Source organism: Saccharopolyspora sp. NPDC045941 (assembly GCF_056431445.1).
Window position 1 is genome coordinate 85,847 of record NZ_JBWKKU010000020.1, and the last position, 17,420, is coordinate 103,266.

19 protein-coding genes are annotated in these 17,420 nt (G+C 70.0%); 8 read left to right on the top strand and 11 right to left on the bottom strand.

The genetic code is table 11. The annotated features are described in order from the left end of the window. Positions 1 to 38: 38 nt before the first annotated feature. From AC07FN_RS18385 to AC07FN_RS18400, 4 genes are all read right to left on the bottom strand, one after another. Positions 39 to 1,358, bottom strand: a complete 1,320-nt coding sequence (locus AC07FN_RS18385; RefSeq protein WP_478396696.1) for an outer membrane protein assembly factor BamB family protein — start codon at positions 1,356 to 1,358, stop codon at positions 39 to 41. A 176-nt stretch (positions 1,359 to 1,534) separates the two neighbouring features. Further along, positions 1,535 to 1,831, bottom strand: coding sequence for a hypothetical protein (locus AC07FN_RS18390; RefSeq protein WP_478396697.1), 297 nt, complete (start codon positions 1,829 to 1,831; stop codon positions 1,535 to 1,537). A gap of 179 nt (positions 1,832 to 2,010) precedes the next feature. Beyond that, positions 2,011 to 2,286: a hypothetical protein gene (locus tag AC07FN_RS18395; RefSeq protein WP_478396698.1), complete on the bottom strand. Its 276-nt coding sequence runs from the start codon at positions 2,284 to 2,286 to the stop codon at positions 2,011 to 2,013. Positions 2,287 to 2,363: 77 nt separating this feature from the next. Beyond that, positions 2,364 to 2,579, bottom strand: coding sequence for an HC3 family zinc finger protein (locus AC07FN_RS18400; RefSeq protein ID WP_478396699.1), 216 nt, complete (start codon positions 2,577 to 2,579; stop codon positions 2,364 to 2,366). Between the two features lie 115 nt (positions 2,580 to 2,694). Here AC07FN_RS18400 and AC07FN_RS18405 point away from each other — a divergent pair, with 115 nt between their 5' ends. Beyond that, complete coding sequence (locus AC07FN_RS18405; RefSeq protein WP_478396700.1) at positions 2,695 to 3,546, top strand: helix-turn-helix domain-containing protein; 852 nt, start codon at positions 2,695 to 2,697, stop codon at positions 3,544 to 3,546. Next, a complete protein-coding gene (locus AC07FN_RS18410; protein WP_478396701.1) occupies positions 3,530 to 3,718 on the top strand; it encodes a DUF397 domain-containing protein in 189 nt (62 codons plus the stop codon). Before AC07FN_RS18405 ends, AC07FN_RS18410 begins: the two co-directional genes overlap by 17 nt. A gap of 5 nt (positions 3,719 to 3,723) precedes the next feature. Here AC07FN_RS18410 and AC07FN_RS18415 read toward each other — a convergent pair whose 3' ends face one another. After that, on the bottom strand, positions 3,724 to 6,702 hold the full coding sequence (locus AC07FN_RS18415; protein WP_478396702.1) for a sacsin N-terminal ATP-binding-like domain-containing protein: 2,979 nt from the start codon (positions 6,700 to 6,702) through the stop codon (positions 3,724 to 3,726). Further along, positions 6,699 to 7,538 carry a DUF3027 domain-containing protein gene (locus tag AC07FN_RS18420; RefSeq protein ID WP_478396703.1) on the bottom strand — a complete coding sequence of 280 codons (840 nt, stop codon included), beginning with the start codon at positions 7,536 to 7,538 and terminating at the stop codon, positions 6,699 to 6,701. Before AC07FN_RS18420 ends, AC07FN_RS18415 begins: the two co-directional genes overlap by 4 nt. 21 nt (positions 7,539 to 7,559) lie before the next feature. On the opposite strand from AC07FN_RS18420, the gene AC07FN_RS18425 reads away from it, so the two are divergent. The 4 genes from AC07FN_RS18425 to AC07FN_RS18440 all read left to right on the top strand — a co-directional run bounded on the left by AC07FN_RS18425 (position 7,560) and on the right by AC07FN_RS18440 (position 11,561). Beyond that, positions 7,560 to 8,459, top strand: a complete 900-nt coding sequence (locus AC07FN_RS18425) for a glutaminyl-peptide cyclotransferase (RefSeq protein WP_478396704.1) — start codon at positions 7,560 to 7,562, stop codon at positions 8,457 to 8,459. 19 nt (positions 8,460 to 8,478) lie between these two features. After that, entirely contained in the window at positions 8,479 to 9,228 is a 750-nt protein-coding gene (locus AC07FN_RS18430) for a hypothetical protein (protein ID WP_478396705.1), read from the top strand. Between the two features lie 164 nt (positions 9,229 to 9,392). Beyond that, the gene (locus tag AC07FN_RS18435) at positions 9,393 to 11,075 is read left to right on the top strand and encodes an MFS transporter (RefSeq protein ID WP_478396706.1); all 1,683 of its coding nucleotides are present in this window, start codon (positions 9,393 to 9,395) and stop codon (positions 11,073 to 11,075) included. Positions 11,076 to 11,084: 9 nt separating this feature from the next. Then, positions 11,085 to 11,561, top strand: a complete 477-nt coding sequence (locus tag AC07FN_RS18440) for a DUF2771 family protein (protein ID WP_478396707.1) — start codon at positions 11,085 to 11,087, stop codon at positions 11,559 to 11,561. Between the two features lie 15 nt (positions 11,562 to 11,576). On the opposite strand, the gene AC07FN_RS18445 is transcribed toward AC07FN_RS18440, so the two are convergent. From AC07FN_RS18445 to AC07FN_RS18460, 4 genes are all read right to left on the bottom strand, one after another. Beyond that, the gene (locus AC07FN_RS18445) at positions 11,577 to 12,230 is read right to left on the bottom strand and encodes a response regulator (protein WP_478396708.1); all 654 of its coding nucleotides are present in this window, start codon (positions 12,228 to 12,230) and stop codon (positions 11,577 to 11,579) included. Then, entirely contained in the window at positions 12,227 to 13,213 is a 987-nt protein-coding gene (locus AC07FN_RS18450; RefSeq protein ID WP_478396709.1) for a sensor histidine kinase, read from the bottom strand. Before AC07FN_RS18450 ends, AC07FN_RS18445 begins: the two co-directional genes overlap by 4 nt. Beyond that, positions 13,210 to 14,637, bottom strand: coding sequence for a serine hydrolase domain-containing protein (locus AC07FN_RS18455; protein WP_478396710.1), 1,428 nt, complete (start codon positions 14,635 to 14,637; stop codon positions 13,210 to 13,212). Before AC07FN_RS18455 ends, AC07FN_RS18450 begins: the two co-directional genes overlap by 4 nt. A gap of 117 nt (positions 14,638 to 14,754) precedes the next feature. Next, positions 14,755 to 15,150: a cold-shock protein gene (locus tag AC07FN_RS18460; protein WP_358316592.1), complete on the bottom strand. Its 396-nt coding sequence runs from the start codon at positions 15,148 to 15,150 to the stop codon at positions 14,755 to 14,757. A 242-nt stretch (positions 15,151 to 15,392) separates the two neighbouring features. Between AC07FN_RS18460 and AC07FN_RS18465 the strand changes: the two genes are divergently transcribed. Beyond that, positions 15,393 to 15,599: a hypothetical protein gene (locus AC07FN_RS18465; protein ID WP_478396711.1), complete on the top strand. Its 207-nt coding sequence runs from the start codon at positions 15,393 to 15,395 to the stop codon at positions 15,597 to 15,599. Position 15,600: 1 nt separating this feature from the next. Here AC07FN_RS18465 and AC07FN_RS18470 read toward each other — a convergent pair whose 3' ends face one another. Then, positions 15,601 to 16,218 (bottom strand): HAD family hydrolase, encoded by a 618-nt coding sequence (locus tag AC07FN_RS18470; protein WP_478396712.1) that lies wholly within the window; start codon positions 16,216 to 16,218, stop codon positions 15,601 to 15,603. 109 nt (positions 16,219 to 16,327) lie between these two features. On the opposite strand from AC07FN_RS18470, the gene AC07FN_RS18475 reads away from it, so the two are divergent. Further along, entirely contained in the window at positions 16,328 to 17,302 is a 975-nt protein-coding gene (locus AC07FN_RS18475) for a R2-like ligand-binding oxidase (protein ID WP_478396713.1), read from the top strand. Positions 17,303 to 17,420 lie beyond the last annotated feature (118 nt).

A 17,420-nucleotide genomic window follows, 5' to 3' on the forward strand; every position in this document is an offset into this window, starting at 1 on the left:
CGCACCGATTCCGGTGCGCGGCCAGCGCTTTCCTTGGGCTATCTCACTGCGAACACAGGCTCGTTTCCCATCGTGCCCGCTCCCATCCGCGCGCCATAAACCGTTCCATCGACCCAGTGCAGATTGCAGTTGGTCGGGGACGTGATCTCAGCCGGGAACACCCCGGTGATCGGGTTTGGACTGCCGCCGCTGAGCGGGATCTCGTACACGCGTGGCGGGTCCTCGTAGGTGCCATCGTTGATGGCTAGAACGCTGTTCTCCGTCACCGCGAACGGCCTGCCGGTGATCTTCGCTCCGAGCGCGACATCCCACCGCTGCTGGCCGGTCTTCAAATCCACCGCGACGATCTTGTTGGTTTCCCGGTTCGCGGTGACCGAAGTCGACCAGGTCTCTCCGATCAGCACTCCATCCTTGATCAGGATCGGGTAACTCTGGCGCGCCGAGCTTTCCACGCTTGAGCTGATGGGATTGACGTTGAGCCGCCCGGCGGGCTGGTTTTCCGGGATCTCGGTCACCTTGCGGCCCGTATCGTCGAAGACCAGCAGGCTCCCGGGGTCCTCCTCGTTCAGGCTGGAGTCGACCGACACGACCGGCGGATCTGCGGCGATCACGTCAACGGGCCTGCCCGTTTCGACCCGGGGCCGGCCCTTCACTCTCCCGGTCGCGGGGTCGAGGAAAACCAGTTCGCGGACGTCCTCCTCGCCGAGCGGGCAGTAGACCGGGTACACCAACGTTCGCTCGCTGATAGCCGGGCCCCAAAGATTGCAGTACCTCCCCGGCTCCTGGTCGTACCGCCAGACTTCCCTCCCATCCGCCAGACTCATGCCGTAGACAATGTCGTGGAGCGCGAAGACGACCACGTCGCCGACGATCTCCGGGTCCGTGAAGTTCGTCGTGCCCCGGTTCTCGACGACCGGCATGTCGAACTGCCGCTTGACGGCGCCTGTCTTGACGTCGATGACGGCGATCGTCGAGCAGCCGGTGCCGCCATAGGTGTCCTTCTTGTACGGGCCGTAGGCGATGACGCCGAGGCCGTTCTTGACCTCGTGGCTCATGCCGCAGAACCGGCTCAGCTTGGCGTCGTCCCCGGCCCGCAGCGGCGGTTCCATGTCCCAGGCGTCTTCGCCGGAGTCGGCGTGGAACGCGTCGAGCCAGTCTTCGTGCATCACTGCGACGATGCCGTCAGAAGCCCAGCTGTTGAAGGGCTTCTCGTCCATCGTCGGGCTTTCTTTCCAAAGCAGCGTCGCCGCCTGCCGCTGGTCCTCATCTCTCGGGCCGTACCTGGCGCGCAACGCGAGCCATCCGGCCACGCCGCCGCCGACCAGGACGACGACGAGGCCGATGATCAGGAACGGCACCCACGTCCGGCGCTTCTTTGGCGGCATCGCCGGCGGGTACGGTGCCGGATGTCCTTGCCAGCCCTGGTTTCCCGGCCAGCCTTGATTGCTCACTCGACCATGCTCCCCTCGCATGAACGTGCCCCCGCAAAACCCGGAGCACTCCCCCAACTGCCCGGAGATCGGGCCGGACAGGATTATGCACGACCGTGCGGCTGGCCCGAGCCATCTTCTCGCGCCGCAATTTCCATTGAAATCGAAGGTTCGATTTCAATGGAAATTGCGGCACACCGGACTTCGGTCGCGCAGACCGAGCAGGTCGGGCGGTCGTCCCAGGCACTGATGTCTTCGGGGGCCGTCATCACGCCGCAGAGCGCGATCAGGTCTCGGCCTTCGCGGCGTGGGTCTTCGACCGGGATCACGTGGTTCTGGTAGCCGAAGGCGGCCCAGTAGCCGACTCGCTCTTCGGGGCCGTTCTCCGCCGGTCGCGTCATCACGTTCTCCTTAGCCGCGGGGTTTTGGCCGGTGACCGGGCGCGTGGGGTCGGGGGTATCGCGCCCGGTCACCGGGGTGGGCCGGTGCGGGTGGGGGTTGGGGGAGGTCACCGCACCGGCCCTGCTCGGTGTCGTGTGTGGTTTGGATCGCTCTAGCGCTCCAAAGCACTCACGAGCTTTTAGGTGCGCAGGTGGTGGCGTCCGGTGGGTTCGTCGGGGTCGGTGGTGGGGAATTCTGGTGGTATGCGGGGGTGTTCGTGTTCCGGCCCGTGTTCTTCTCGGGTTTCGGCTTCGATGTCGGCGATGAGGTGCCAGACCGTGTAGGCACCTTCGCCGCCTCCCGCGTGCTGCCCCGTTGTCGCGAAGGCAATCGCCCGCGCGGGGATCTGGGTGGTGAGCATGGCGAGGATCAGCAGGTTGAACAGGACGAACGTGCTGAGCTGAATCCAGAACATGTTTTTCTCCCTGGTGTTGATGTTTTCGCTGGTCAGGGCTCGTGAGTGGTTGTGGCTGCTCTAGCGGCCATAGCCACTCACGACCACCCGGCGGTGATGCGCCGCCAGCAGTCCATGCAGGTGTCCTCGCGGATCCAGTCCACTTCGGAGCGATCGTGCAGCTCTGCCGCGTCTGCTTCCGCTCCGCAGAACGCCACCACCGGTAGACCCGTAGGGGTTTTCGTTGCTGCGATGGGGAAAGCGTGGCGGCCTCCCGTGACCGGGCGCCAGACGTAGGTCAAGTAATCGGACACTGGGACCTCCTTTTGCGGTCTCTGATCAGATGAGACCGGTCCAGCTTTAACCGATCAAGCTGGTTCACCGTTATGTGTAATGGCGCAATCTCAGGCCCTGAAATAGCGTGGGCATATGACAACTGCACGTTCACGGGGGCTGGGTGCCGAGATTCGCAAGCTCCGAAAGGAAGCTGGCCTGCGACTGGAGGAACTGGCGGAGCAGTGCGATTGGTCAAGGGCGACGCTCGGCCGGATCGAGGTCGGAGCCAAGGTTCCTTCAGAAACTGAGATAGCAATCATCCTGGGAACACTCGGCATCAAGGGGCATAAGCGAACGCGCATCCTTGAACTCGCTGAGGACGCGCACAAGCCGCACTGGTGGGAAGTGGGAAACCCAGGACTGCCACAGCAACTCGTTGCCCTGCTGGAGTTCGAGCGGAGCGCAACCAAGATCACTAACGTGTCACTTGGTCTTGTACCTGGCTTGCTTCAGATCGCCGACTACAGCCGGGCGATCATGGTCACTGGCGGCCTCAAGGACAGCGACGTCGAATCCAGGGTCTCGCTGCGCATGGGGCGACAGACCGTCCTAACCGGAAAGAAGCCAGCGGAGTTCCACGCACTCATCGATGAGTCTGTCCTGCATCGTCCAGTCGGGGGTACCGATGTGATGGCAGATCAACTCAGGCACATCGAGCGCATGACGCGTCGGCCGCACATCAAAATCCAGATAATCCCTTTCGATCTGGGTGCACACGTTGCCCTGAACGGCAACCAGCTGATCATGGAGTTCCACCGGCAACGAACGGTCGTCCATCTGGAGCACCGGCGTGTTGGAGCGTTCCTGGACGACCCGGCCGAGACTTCCCCGTTCGTCGAGTCCGTGGCTAGTCTGGCCAAAGCAGCGTTGAGCCCTTCCGAATCTGCCAAGCTCATCGCTACGTATGCGAAGAAGATGGAGGAGCGCCATGTCTCCGGTCACTAACTGGCGAAAGTCCAGCTACAGCGGCGAGGAAAGCGACTGCGTCGAGGTCGGCTCAGGGCCCGGCGTCGTCGGGGTTCGGGACACCAAGGATCGGGATGGTGGGACCTTGGCCTTCCGGCCTCAGGCTTGGGGTGTTTTCTTAGCTGCCGTCAAGGCTGAGCGCTTCGGGTGAAGCGCTCAGCGCAGGAGGGTTGCCGCTTCCGGATCCGCCAGCAGGGCCGTTAGGGCGAACCTCTCGTGCCAGGACCCCGATGCCCAGGCCAGGGCTCGGGCCAGGCCGTCCGGGGTTCGCTCCGCGTGGACCTTCCCCGTCCTGTCGACCCACCAGTGCACCCGCTGCTCCCCCGTCGACGACCGGACTCGCAGCGTGTCGTGGAGCCTGACCTCCCCGGTCGGCACCGCGATCCCGAGCAGCTCGCACGCCGCCGGGACGCGCGCCACCTCCGGCCAGCTCTGGGCACGGCCCTCGTCCACCACCTGCATCGTGTTCTCTTCCGATGCCAGCGGCAGATCCAGGAGTTCCGCCAGGGATTCCGCGTCGAACTGGTCCGGGCTGCCGCCCGCGATCACCAGCGGCGCTTCCAGCACGCCCAGCATCCACGGCTCGTCGAGGACCACCGCTCGCCCGGTGCTGACCACCGCGCCCGACACCGATCGCACCATCTCCGGGAGATCGATCTCGGCGGGGTCGACGACACCTGACGCGACCGCGTCCGCCAGCGCCTGGTGCGCGCGCAGCGCAGTTCCGGCGCGCACGGGGCGATCCGGGTCGCCGAGGCGTTCCAGCAGGTCCGCAGCGTCGTCGGAATCGTCGATGACGAGCTCGCTGCGCACGCCCGTGATCCTCAGCTGCTCGTCGTCGAGGCCGACGTCGGGCACCGCGTCGAAGAGGCCCGCCAGCTCCCCAGCAGCCGCGAGGCGCCAGTGCCGGGGCGGCTGGCCTGCGAGCAGCGCGTAGCGCGCGATCCACCAGGCCGAGTAGCTGTTCGGTTCGCGCAGGGCGCGCAGGGTTTCCGGATTCCGCACCAGCAGGCGGATCGCCGCCGGCCAGCAGTCGTCTGCGACCAGGTCCAGGTCCCGGATTCCGATGAACCTGGCCGGTGGCCAGTTCTCGGGCTGCGCGGCTTCCTGCTCCGCCCACCAGTGGCGCGAGTCCGGGAAGTCGTCGTCCGCTTCGACCGGGTCTTCCTCGACGTGCACCGCGAAGTCGTCCAGCACGCCGATCGCCCGCAGCAGCTCCGCGGGCCGGTCGGCGGCGAATGCCTCGTCCAGCACCGCGAGCGGCCCGTCCGCACCGATGTACTCGGCGTCGATGACCTCCAGCAGCGCCGCGTCGGGCAGCAGGAGTTCGTCCGCGCGGCGGAGGTCGCCGTTCGCGTCCGGCAGCGCCAGCGCGCCCAACCAGTCGCGCGGCTGCGCGCTCGCGACCAGCCGCAACACCGCCTCCGCCAACGGCCGCACGTCCGCTCCGGCTCGCGCGTCGGAGACGCTGCTGCGCACCGCCTCCTCCAGCGACGGGGCGTCGAGCAGCTCCGCCGGGCCGGCCGGGTGCGCGCCGAGCTTCTCCAGCAGCGGATGCGTCGCATCGGGGTGCGCGATGCGCAGCCCCGAGATGTCCAGAGTGGACAGCAGCGCCGCCGGGTCCAGGTCCGCGTCCCGGTGGCTGAGCAGGACATCCCGCACGCCCGTCACCGTGCGGCCGTCCGCCAGCGGCACCGGCAGCGCGGAGAACTCCTCGCGCGCCACGGGATCCGCGCTCTCGATCGGGACCAGCGCGTCGTAGAAGCTGTACCACCACTGCGGCGGACGCTGCAGGCCGGTGACCGCGTCGACGATCTCCGCCGCGGCGAGCCGCCGGACCTCCAGCACGTGCAGCGACCTGCGGTGCCGGGCATCCGCCAGCTCAGCCGTGAGCAGGCCCGGGATCACGTCCTTGAGCAGCTCGGCGAGCTCCGGCGAGATGTATTCGAGGACCCGGGATTCCAGCGGCGCCACCAGGTTCCCGTTCGCCGCGGGCAGCCACGCCGCGACCCGCAGCCGGTCGTTCACGCCCTGCCGCAGCTTGTCGTCCACATCGGACAGCGGGAAGCCCGGCAGCGGCACCAGCGCCGTCCGGTGCTCCACGGCGATCTTGCCGACCAGCCCGGGATAGCACTCGGCGGCGAACGTCAGCACCGCGTCCGTGGCGGCCGACGCCGCCACCCGCCGCCGGTCCGGCTCCACCGGCACGCTCGCCAGCAACCGGGCGGGCAGCGACAGCCGCTCCTCGGTCGGTGTCGGCGCGTGCAGCACGTCTTCGGCCAGCGGGATCGGCGTGCCGTCGTCGTCCAGCGGCACCGCCCAGGTCACGCGCCACTCCGTGGCGTGCCGGGCCTCGACGCCAAGACCGGCCAGCGCCGTCTCGCTCAACGTGCCCGTCGCGCGGTGCACGAGCCACCGGTCGCTGCGGGTGGGGCCGTGCACGACCAGCCGATCGGCGCCTTCGTCCACACGCCGCCAGGTCTTCTCGCCGATCCGGATCTCGGTCAGCGCGGGCAGCGCGATCAGCAGATCCGGGGCCTGGTCGGTGAACGCCGCCATCAGCGCGTCCGTGACCACGTCGGGGCGCAGCGGCAACCGCACCTCGGTGTCGAAGCCCGCGGGCGGCTCGTCGACGACCGCCCACGGCAGCCGCAGCACCGGCACCGTGCCTTCCCGCGCCGCCAGCTCCTCCGCCGGGCCCGGCAGCTCCGCCGCCGCTTCCCTGGTCCGCTCGGCGGAGAACGCAACGCCGCCGGACGTCGACACGATCTGCGGCTCGTCGGACACCGCCAACACCGCGGCGAACCCGACGCCGAACCGGCCGACCGAGGCGCCCTCGCGCTTGGCCGACGCGCGCAGCGAAGCCAGGCCCGCCACGCCCTCCGCGGTCAGCGGCGACCCGGTGTTTGCGATCCGCAGCTCACGGCCGACGAGCTCGACGCGCAGCACGCCGTCGGCGCCCGCCGCATCTGCGGCGTTCTGCGCCAACTCGACCAGCAGCCGGTCGCGGTAGCCGCCGAGCCTGAGGTCTTCCTCGGCGTTGGCGTCCTCGCGGAACCGGGTCGGCGAAGACTCCCAGGACTGCAGCACGGCCCGCCGAAGCTCGGCCGTACCGAACGGGTCCGCTCCGCTCACCCGCGCGGCTCGAAGTCCAGGGTGGCGTCGTCGTAGACGACCTCGGCCACCGGCACCGTCGACGAGGTGTCCACCTCGACCTCCGAATGCGCGCCGCAACCGAACTCGACGCTGACCACGCGACCGTCGGCGGGCGCGAGCTCGTTGGCGCAGACGCCGAACGCGCCGCCCATCGAACCCGCCAGCTTCAGGAAGAAACCGCAGGTGCCGCAGGCCCCCGGGGCCAGCTTGGCGATGTCGGCGCGCGGCCCGAACTCGCCGTTGTGCCAGCGGTCCGCGGCCTCCAGCCGGCCCTCCAGGCTGAGCACCCGCTTGCGGCCCAGGCCGACCTCGTGGGCGACCTCCTCGACCGCGGGGTCGTCGCTGGTCAGGTAGCCGGGCGCCAGCCGCGGGTCGTCCGCGGTGGTCGGCAGCAGGTCACCCGCGCCGAGATCACCGGGGCGCACCCGCTGGTTCCACGGCACCCATTCCGGCGCGGTCAGCGCGCTCGGGCCGGGCAGCAGCACGACCTCGCTGACGGTCACCGGCTCGCCCGGGCCGACGCTGGCGACCGTGACCGCCCAGCGCCACCCGACGTAACCCGGGTAGTTCGACTCGAAGTAGTGCGTGACCGCGTGCGGGCCCTCGGCTTCGATCCCGACGTGCGCCCCCACCGAGGCGCCGGCCTCGGTGTCCAGGGTCAGCACCGGCGAGCCGATCGGGTCGTCCCCGGGCCGCGCCTCTTCCTCCGCCGCAGCTCGCGCGACGTCCTCGGCGGCGGCGAGCTCCGGGTTCGGCGGCACGGGCACAGGGTGCCCGATGTCCTCGAACGGGGCATCCGCGCCTGGGCTGGTCATCGGAGCAGGCATAGGCGTCACATGCTCGATTGTGCCGTACGTGGTCGTCGCTGCCGCCGCCCGTGTCAAGCTTTCGGGGTGCGACTCCTCCCGACTCGACGTTGTCTGTGCGGCTGGGTGCTCGCCATCGGGCTGGGGTTGGTGGCGTGCGCGCCGCAGGTACCAGCGCAACACGACGGCCAGGACGACCGCGAGCAAACCGATCAGGGCGTTGGGCACGCGGGAAGCCTGCCACACCTCCGAGCGGAGGTGATCTCCGTGCTCCCGCACGACCGCTCCTCATTCACTCAGGGCCTCGAACTCGCCGCCGGCACCCTCTACGAAGGCACCGGCCTGCGCGGTTCGTCGCTGCTCCGCGCCACCGATCTCGCCACCGGCGAGGTGCGCCGCGAAGCCCGGCTCCCGGCCGAGCTCTTCGGTGAGGGCATCACCGTCACGGGTGACCGTATCTGGCAGCTCACCTGGCAGGAAGGGGTTGCGCTGGAGCGAGATCGGAAGACGCTGGACGAGCTCCGCCGTGTGGAGTACACGGGTGAGGGATGGGGCCTGTGCTTCGACGGGGCGCGGCTGGTCATGAGCGACGGCAGCGACCGGCTCACCTTCCGGGACCCGGCGACGTTCGCGCCCATCGGCGGCGTCGACGTGCGGCGCGGCGGATCCGCGGTGGAGAAGCTCAACGAGCTGGAGTGCGTCGGCGACCAGGTCTGGGCCAACGTCTGGGGCAGCGACGAGATCCTGCGCATCGACCCGGCGACCGGGCAGGTGACCGCGGTGGCGGACGCGTCCGGGCTGCTGAGCTCCTGGGAGCGGGCGGGCACCGACGTGCTCAACGGCATCGCCGCGATCCCGGGCACCGACGAGTTCCTGCTCACCGGCAAGTACTGGCCGACGATTTTCCGAGTTCGCTTCGTCCCGGCGTGATCGTTAGTACGGTCGCCGCATGGATGATCAAGACGACCTGGTGGAGCCGCTGCACGTGCTCTGCGTGCTCGGCACCGGCATGGACTTCGACGTGGTCGAGGCGGCCGCCCGCACGTTCGGCGGGCCGTTCTTCTCGCTGGACCGGGAGTCGTCGGAGCACGAGCACGACCCGCGGATGCCCGACGCGTTCGAGGCCTGCCTCGCGCAGTTGACCTTCACCGACGACGACTGGACCGCGGTCGACGAGCACGACTCGGTCGCGTACGTGCTCGCGAAGGGCGGGCAGGAGCACGCCTCCTTCATCTCCGAGCGGATGCTGGCGGTGGCGGCGGAGCTGTTCGAGCGTTGCGGCGCCACCGCGATCAAGAGCGAGAGCAGCGGTCTCGCCCACGGCCGGGAGACGTGGCTGGCGCTGGCCGCGGACGCCGCGGAGCCCGATGTCCTCCGCCAGGCCTGGGTGAAGCGGCCGATCTACAGCGGCGAGGTGCTCCACACCTGCGGCATGCACCTGCTCGGGGTGCCCGACGTGGAGCTGGAGGCCGAGGGGCTGCGGGACGAGAACCGGCTCGGCGAGTGGGTGGAGCTGATCGACGGCCTGGCGGGCTACCTGCTGACAGAGCCGCGGGCGGCGGAGATCCGCGACGGCGAGGGCTTCCGCCTCACCGAGGACTCGCCGCGCTGGCTGCTGCGGCAGCAGTCGTGCGACCGCTACGACGACGAGGACATCTTCTTCAACCCCTACGGCTACTGGCGCCTCACACCGGCCTGATCCGCCGCCCTTGCTCACCCTGACGGGGTGGTTTCGGGCCGTTTATGTCGCTCGATGGTGTCCAGGTGTATCTGGCGGGCCTGTTCCGTCCTCTTTATTCGCGGGACCGCCGAAATCCGGCGGACGCCCGAACGGCCGGAGGCGGGTGAGGCAGTATGAACGGTATGGGTTTGCGACGCCACGACCAGCGGTCGGACGCCTCGCGCGGCCGATCGGGCTGGGGCGCCGGGCAGCGCGGCAAGCGCGGCTGGTACGCCGAAGGCGGCCGGGAGGCGCCGCCCGAGCACGGCTCGGAACAGCGCGACGAGCCGCAGCGCGCCGAGCACCGGTTCGAGGCGTCGAGCAGGGGCGAGCAGCGGGCCGACCGGCGGTATCCGTGGGAGGACGATCCGGACTACGCCCGGCCGCGCAGCCACGGCCGGCGGTTGCCGCCGCTGCCCGAAGACCACCCCGGCCGGGCAGAGGAAGAACCCGAACCCGAACAGCCCCGGGGCACGGCACCGCCCCGGAAGCTGACGGTCACCCGGGTCGCCGCGTGGCGCAGCCGGGACCTGACGCAACGCGCGATGCGGATGTTCTTCTCGCTCGCGCACGCCGACGGCGCCGACCGGTCCGGGCTCGCGAAGTTCACCTACGCCGTGATGGGCAACTACGCGGTGGACGCCGCGATGGCGGTCGCGCTGGCCAACACCCTGTTCTTCTCCGCCGCCACCGGCGAGAGCAAGGACAAGGTCGCGCTCTACCTGCTGATCACGGTCGCGCCGTTCGCGGTGATCGCCCCGGTGATCGGCCCGGCGCTGGACCGGCTGCAGCAGGGCCGCCGCTTCGCGCTCGCCGCGTCGTTCGCGATCCGCGTGCTGCTCGCGGCCGTGATGGCGCTGAACTTCAACAGCTGGCTGCTCTACCCGGCGGCGCTGGGCTGCATGGTGCTGTCGAAGTCCTTCGGCGTGCTCAAGGCGGCGATGACGCCGCGGGTGCTGCCGACGCAGATCACGCTGACCAAGGCCAACTCCCGGTTGACCGCGTTCGGCATGGCCGCGGGCGGGATCTTCGGCGCGATCGCGTCCGGCTTCGCCTGGCTGCTGGGTTCCGAGGGCGCGCTGTGGTTCATGGCAGCGATGGCGGCCGGCGGCGTGTGGCTGTGCCTGCGGATCCCGGGCTGGGTGGAGAGCACCGAGGGCGAGGTTCCGACGTCGATCGGCTCGAACCCGGCGCAAACCAAGAAGGTTCCGCTGAGCGGGCACGTGGTGGTGGCGCTGTGGGGCAACGGCGGCATCCGGCTGCTCACCGGGTTCCTGACGCTGTTCGCGGCGTTCGTGATCAAGCAGAGCACCCAGCACGAGCCGTTCATGCAGCTGGTGCTGCTCGGCCTGATCGGCGGCGCGGCCGGGGTCGGCAGCTTCCTCGGCAACGGGCTGGGCTCGAAGATGCACTTCGGCAAGCCGGACCGGGTGATCATCGCCTGCCTGGGCAGCGCGCTGGCGGTCGCGGTGTGCGCGGCAGTGCTGGCCGGGTTCCCGCTCGCGGTGGTGGTCGGCCTGGTCGGCGCGACGGCCAGCGCACTGGCCAAGGTCTGCCTGGACGCGGTGATCCAGCACGACATGCCGGAGCAGTCGCGGGCCTCGGCGTTCGGCCGGTCCGAGACGATCTTGCAGCTCAGCTGGGTCTTCGGCGGCGCGCTGGGCGTCCTGCTGCCACCCGTCTACTGGATCGGGTTCGCGGTGGTCTCCGCCGCGCTGGCGCTGATGCTGGCGCAGACGATCGTGGCCGGCCGTGGTGGCACGCTGCTGCCACGCCTCCCGCGCCGGTCCACACCGGCCACCGCGCGATTACGGACCAAGTCGTAGGCTCGAACCGTGCATCGTGGACTGAAGCCGCTGCTGGCGGTGGCGGGCATCGCGCTCGCCACCGGTTGTGCCGCCCCCAGCGAACCGCAGGTCACCTTCTACTCCCACGGGAACTCGGTGACCGTCAACCCCGCCCAGTACTGCGACGCGACGGGGCAGAACTGCGTGACGCCGCCGGAGAACCCGGTCGGCGATCTGCGGGTGCCCGACCGCAGCCCGCTGCAGATCTCGGTCCCCGGTGAGGTCGCGGCGGCGCCGTGGCAGGTGGTGTTCATCTACCGCGGGCTGAGCGGCGAGGAGCTGGACGGCCGCAGCCAGGTCTTCCCGCCCGACTCGCAGCACGCCTACACGCTGCAGATGCCGCCGGACGGCGGCCGGTTGGAGCACGTGGAGGTCCAGAAGTTCTCGGCGGTGCTGACGCCCGGCGCCGACGGCGGCGTCGACTTCGGCATCGGCGGCAGCTGGATCCTGAACGTCCAGCAGTGACATCCGGCGGCCGTTTCAGTCGTCGACCAGCCCGGCCTCGTACGCGGTGATCGCGGCCTGGACGCGGTTGTTCGCGGACAGGCGTTGCAGGATCGTGCTGACGTGCGCCTTGACGGTGCCTTCGGCCAGGAACAGCCGCCGCGCGATGTCCTGATTGGACAGTCCCGCGCCGACCAGCGCCAGCACCTCGCGTTCCCGCGGGGTCAGGGTCGCCACCCGGTCGCGGGCGGCGGTTCGCCGGGCGGCCTGGCCGCCGCGCATCCCGGCGATCACCCGCTGCGCGATCCGGGGCGACAGGTACGCCGCGCCGTTGGCCACGGCGCGGACGCCGATGAGGAGTTCGCGCGGATCGGCGGCCTTGAGCAGGAATCCGCGGGCTCCGTCGCCGAGCGCCCGCGCCACGAACTCGTCCTCGTCGAAGGTGGTGAGCACGACGACCTTGACCTCCGGCTGCGCGCGGGCCAGTTCCTCGGCGGCGGCGAGCCCGTCGAGCCGGGGCATCCGGATGTCCAGCAGGACGACGTCCGGTCGGTGCTCGGCGGCCAGTTCGATGGCCTGCCGCCCGTCCTCGGCCTCGGCGACCACGTCGATCTCCGGGTCGGTCGCCAGGATCGACCGGACCCCGGCGCGGATCATGGCCTCGTCGTCGGCCAACAGCACGCGGATCATTCGTCTTCCTTCGTCGCGGGCACGGCCGGGCAGGGCAGCCGAGCGGTCACGGTGAAGCCGTCGCCGGGCTCGGCCCGGAAGGTCCCGCCGAGCAACCGGACCCGCTCTGCCAGCGCCAACAGCCCGCTGCCGTTTCCGCCGTCGAGCACGGGCGGCGCGTCGACGGCCGAGTTTCGCACGATGACGTTGAGCCCGTTGGGAATTCGCTCGACCCGCACGGTCACCTCCGCCCCGGGTGCGTAGCGGGCGGCGTTGGTCAACGCCTCCTGCACCACCCGGTGCGCTGCGCGGTCCACCTCCGGCGGCACCGCGAGCGGCTCGCCGCTGCGCAGCAGCGACACCGCCATCCCGGCGCTGCGCGCGCGGTCGACCAGCGCCTCCACCGACTCGTCCGGCGGCTCGACGCTTGGGGTGCCGTTCTCCCGCAGCATCCCGATCGTCTGCCGGAGCCGGTCGGTGGCGGCGACCGCCGTGGCGCGCAGCTCGGCGGCCGCTTGCTGGTTGGCTTCGGTCATTTCCGGGGCCAGTTCGAGGGATCCGGCGCGCAGCGCGATCAACGCCAGGTCGTGGCCGAGCGAGTCGTGCATGTCCGCGGCGATCCGGGCGCGTTCCCGCAGCCTCGCGCGCTCGGCGACGAACTCCTGCTCCCGCTCCATCTGCTCGACCCGCTGCTGACCGGCGACGATCAACTCGGCCTGCTGCCGCCGGAACTGCCCGGCCAGCCACGGCAGGACCACGAAAACGGTCAGGCACAGCAGGGAGCTGAAGCCTGCCCAGAAGTCCACGACCGCGCCGACGACCCCGCCCAGCGCGGCGACCGAGAGCCAGGCCCAGCCGCGGCGAACCGGCAGGTGCCGGCCGTGGAGGTAACCCACCACGGCCAGCGCCACGAGCAGCAACAGCCGCCACACCTCGGCGTCGAGCCCGTAACCGACGAGCGCGCACACCCCGGCGATGACCAGCAGTGCCGCGCCGTTCCTCACCCGGACGACCTTACGGCGCGCAGCCTCAGCAGCCGGAACGCCGCGGTGCTGAGCCCTGCGAGCGCCGCAACCAGGAGCACGACCGTCAAGGGCAGCGGGAAGTACGTCAACTGCGCCCAGCTGACCGTGCGGCCGTTGCTGATGAACGAGATCAGGCTCGGGTAGGCCAGGAAGACCGCGACCGGGAGCAGCACCGGCACCAGCCGCAACGCGATCCGCCAAACCGGCCGCCCGGCGCGCTTGGCCGCCCAGCGACGAGAACGCACCGCGCCGAGCACGCCCAGCCCCACGGCCGCCAGCCCGATCAGGCCCAGCACCAGCTCGAACTGCTGCCGCGTGCCGCCGGGCACCTCGGGCGTCTTCCCCTCGCTCAGCGCCACCAGCCCGGTGAGGATGCCGTAGTAGTCGCCGTTGAGGGAAGCGTTGTTGGCCATGACTGCGAAGCCGTAACCGGTCTCCGGGATGATCATCTCCGTCGCGGCGTAGGTGAACAGGTTCCCGTCGTGCACCAGCCTTTCCGGGCCGTCGGCAGGCTTGTCAACGCCCCAGCCCATGCCGTATTCGTGCACGCCGGAAGGGCTGTGCATGGCGCGCAGGCTCTCCGGTGCGACGAGCTGACGCCCGTGGCCGCCCTGCGTGATCAGCCACTTCCCCATGTCGGCGGCGGTGGTGATGACGCCGCCACCACCGCTGCCGTCGAGGAATCCGGGCAGCTCCGGGCGGGAGAGCCACGCACCGAACAGCGAGTTGTAGCCGTTGGCGGGCCGGACGACCTCATCGCGAAGCGCGCTGCGGCTCATCCCGAGAGGGTCGAACACGTGCTGCTGCATGTAGTCGTCGAAGGTCTGGCCGCCGGCGACCTCGACGAGCCGGGCCGCAAGGTCGTAGTTGACGTTGCAGTACTCCCAGTGCGTGCCCGGTTCGGCGGCCAGCGAGCCGGTGCTCAGCCGCGAGGTGTACTCGGCGAGCGAGCCCGCGTCCTCCAGCGCGTTGATGTCGATGGTGCGGTCGGAGAAACCGGAAGTCTGGTTCAGCAGGTGCCGGACGGTGACCTCGTGGAAGCGCGGATCGGCCATGGCGAACCCGGGCAGCTGCTCGACGACCGGCCGGTCCAGCGCGATCTTGCCCTCGTCGACCAGGGTCATGACCGCCATGGCCGTGAACGACTTGCTGACCGACGCGACCCGCATCGGGGTGTCGGCGGTGACCGGCCGCCCGTCGGAATCGTGGCCGTAACCGGCGGCGTGCACGATCCTGTCGTCCTTGGTGACCACCACCGAGAACCCGGGCATGTAGGTGGATTCCAGCGCGCGGGTCAGGTAGTCGTCGATGGCCGGTGCGGTCGGTTCGGCCGCGGCGTGTGCGGTGGCGGGGCCGATCGAGACCCCGATGGCCACCGCGAGCGCGATGATCTTGGCTTTCATGCAGGTGAACCTATGGATCAGGACACCCCGGCCGGATCTGCCGACCGACCACCACCACCCCTGACGAAAGACATAAAAAGCCGGGCGCACCGCGATGCGCCCGGCCTTCGTGGTCTGTCAGTTGCTGCCCGGGTCCAGCTCCCGAGCGACCGCGCGCACGACCTCGCCGATCCGCTTCGACATCTTGCGGTCCGGGTAGCGGCCGCGGCGCAGATCGGGCTGGATCTTCAGCTCCAGGAGCTTGATCATGTCCTCGACCATGCCGTGCAGTTCGTCGGCGGACCGCCGGTGCGCCTCCGCCACCGACGGCAGCGGGTCCAACAGCTTGACCTTGAGGGCCTGCGGACCGCGGCGCCCCTGCGCCATGTCGAAGTCGACGCGCTGGCCCGTCTTGAGCGCCTCCACACCCGACGGCAGCGCCGAGGACCGCACGTAAACGTCCTCCCCGCCGTCCTGGGTCAGGAAGCCGAAGCCCTTCTCCGCGTCGAACCACTTGACCCTGCCGGTCGGCACTGTCCTCACCGTTCCCTGTCGAATGCGCTGGCCCGGTCTCCGGGTCCTCGTCGTCCCTCTGGCTGTCCGCCGAGCGGAACCTAATGGCCCCGGCACGACGAAAGCGCCCCGAAAACGCCGCGCAGTCGGGCGCGCCGGGACGCGTCACAGCAAGCGTACCGCGTACCCAGCCGATAACACCCGTCCTTATCGACCAAGGCCCGCTGCGGCACTCGGCCCAGTCGCTGAATACGCTGCTCAGCATGGCAGCCGCTACGCCCAGGTCCGTGATCCTCCCGGCGTCGATGATCCTGTTCGGGCTGGGACTGCTGGCGATCATCGCGATCTTCGCGCTGTTCGCCGCCGGCTACGAGAACATGCCGATCTGGCTCAACCTCGCGACCCTGCTGTGCCCTGCCGGGCTGATCTTCGGCGTGATCGCCACGGTCCTGCGCAGCCGCAAGCGTTGATTCACAGCTGCGCGAGCCATGCCGGGAACTCGGTGAGGTCGCGCAGCGCGACGTCGGCGCCGGCTTCCACCAGCTCGTCGGCGCCGTAGGGCCCGGTGGCCACGCCGACCGCGACCGCCCCTGCGGCCTTCGCGCCGACGACGTCGCCGAGGTGGTCGCCCACGTAGATCGTCGCGCCCTCCTCGCGCAGCACTTCGCCCTTCGCCGCGGCGAAGACGTCGCCGGCGAGCCGGTCGACGTCCCAGCCGAACGCCTTCAGGTGCAGGGCCGCGTTCGGCTCGTACTTCCCGGTGATCACCAGGGCCCGCCCGCCCGCTTCGCGGACCGCGTCCAGCGCCCGCTCGGCGCCCGGCATCGGCTTGGTCAGCCCGACCACCACGGACGGGTAGATCTCGCGGAAGTGGCCGACGAGCCGCTCGACCATCGGCTCGTCGAAGCCGTAACCGCGCATCGTGTCGGCCAGCGGCGGCCCCAGGTGCGCCGCGAACGCCTCGCCGTCCAGCGACAACGCGAACTCCTCGTTCAGGGCTTCGATCGCGCGGACCACGCCCGGCCGCGGATCGATCAGGGTCATGTCCAGGTCGAAGCCGACCACCGGCGCGCTGCGCTGTTCTGCCACGCGCACCACCCTACGTTCGGGGGACGCGCGCCCCCTTGACTCGAAACTGCGCAGTACCGAAAATCACGAGCATAATATTCCTCACAATTTGGCGAGCTGGAGTCGTTCAATGACGAGCACCACCGCGCACCCCGCCCACCGCGAAGGTTTCCACTCACTGAAGGCCAGCGGCCTGAACTGGGACTCGCTACCGCTGCGGCTGTTCAACAAGGGCAACGCCAAGTTCTGGAACCCCGCCGACATCGACTTCAGCAAGGACGCCGAAGACTGGCAGCGGCTCGACGAGGCCGAGCAGCGCAGCGTGGCGGGCCTGTGCGCGCAGTTCATCGCCGGCGAGGAAGCCGTGACGCAGGACCTCCAGCCGTTCGTGTCCGCGATGGCCGCCGAAGGCCGGTTCGGCGACGAGATGTACCTGACGCAGTTCGTGTTCGAGGAGGCCAAGCACACCCAGGTCTTCCGGCTGTGGCTGGACGCCATCGGGCTCACCGACGACCTGCACGGACTCGTCGAGGAGAACCCCGGCTACCGCGAGATCTTCTACCGGGCGCTGCCCGAATCGCTGCACGCCCTGCACGCCGACCCGAGCCCGGAGAACCAGGTGCGCGCGTCGGTCACCTACAACCACGTGGTCGAGGGCACCCTGGCCCTGACCGGCTACTACGCCTGGCACAAGATCTGCGTCAGCCGCGGCATCCTGCCCGGCATGCAGCAGGTCATCCGGCGCATCGGCGATGACGAGCGCCGCCACATGGCGTGGGGCACGTTCACCTGCCGCCGCCACGTGGCCGCCGACGAGCGCAACTGGGACGTGGTGCAGGACCAGATGGCCAAGCTGCTGCCGCACGCCATCGCCCAGGTCCAGTGGAAGCCGGAGGACGCGCCCGAGGCGCTGCCCTTCGAGCTGGACAAGGACGAGCTCACGGCCTACGCCTCGGACCGCGCGACCCGCCGCCTCGGCGCGATCTCCAGTGCGCGTGGCGTGCCGCTGGCCCAGATCGACGTCGACGCCTCCCCCGAGCAGCTGGAAGACCAGTTCGGCGCCGAGGACGAAGCCGAACTCGCCAAGCTCGACGCGCAGCGCTGACCCGGTGGTGGGGGGGGGGGGGGGGGAGGGGGGGGGGAAGGGGGGGGGTGGGGGGGGGGGGGGGGGTTTTTTGGGTGTTTGGTGGCTTAGCCTTGCGGGTGTTTGTAGTGGGGGGGCG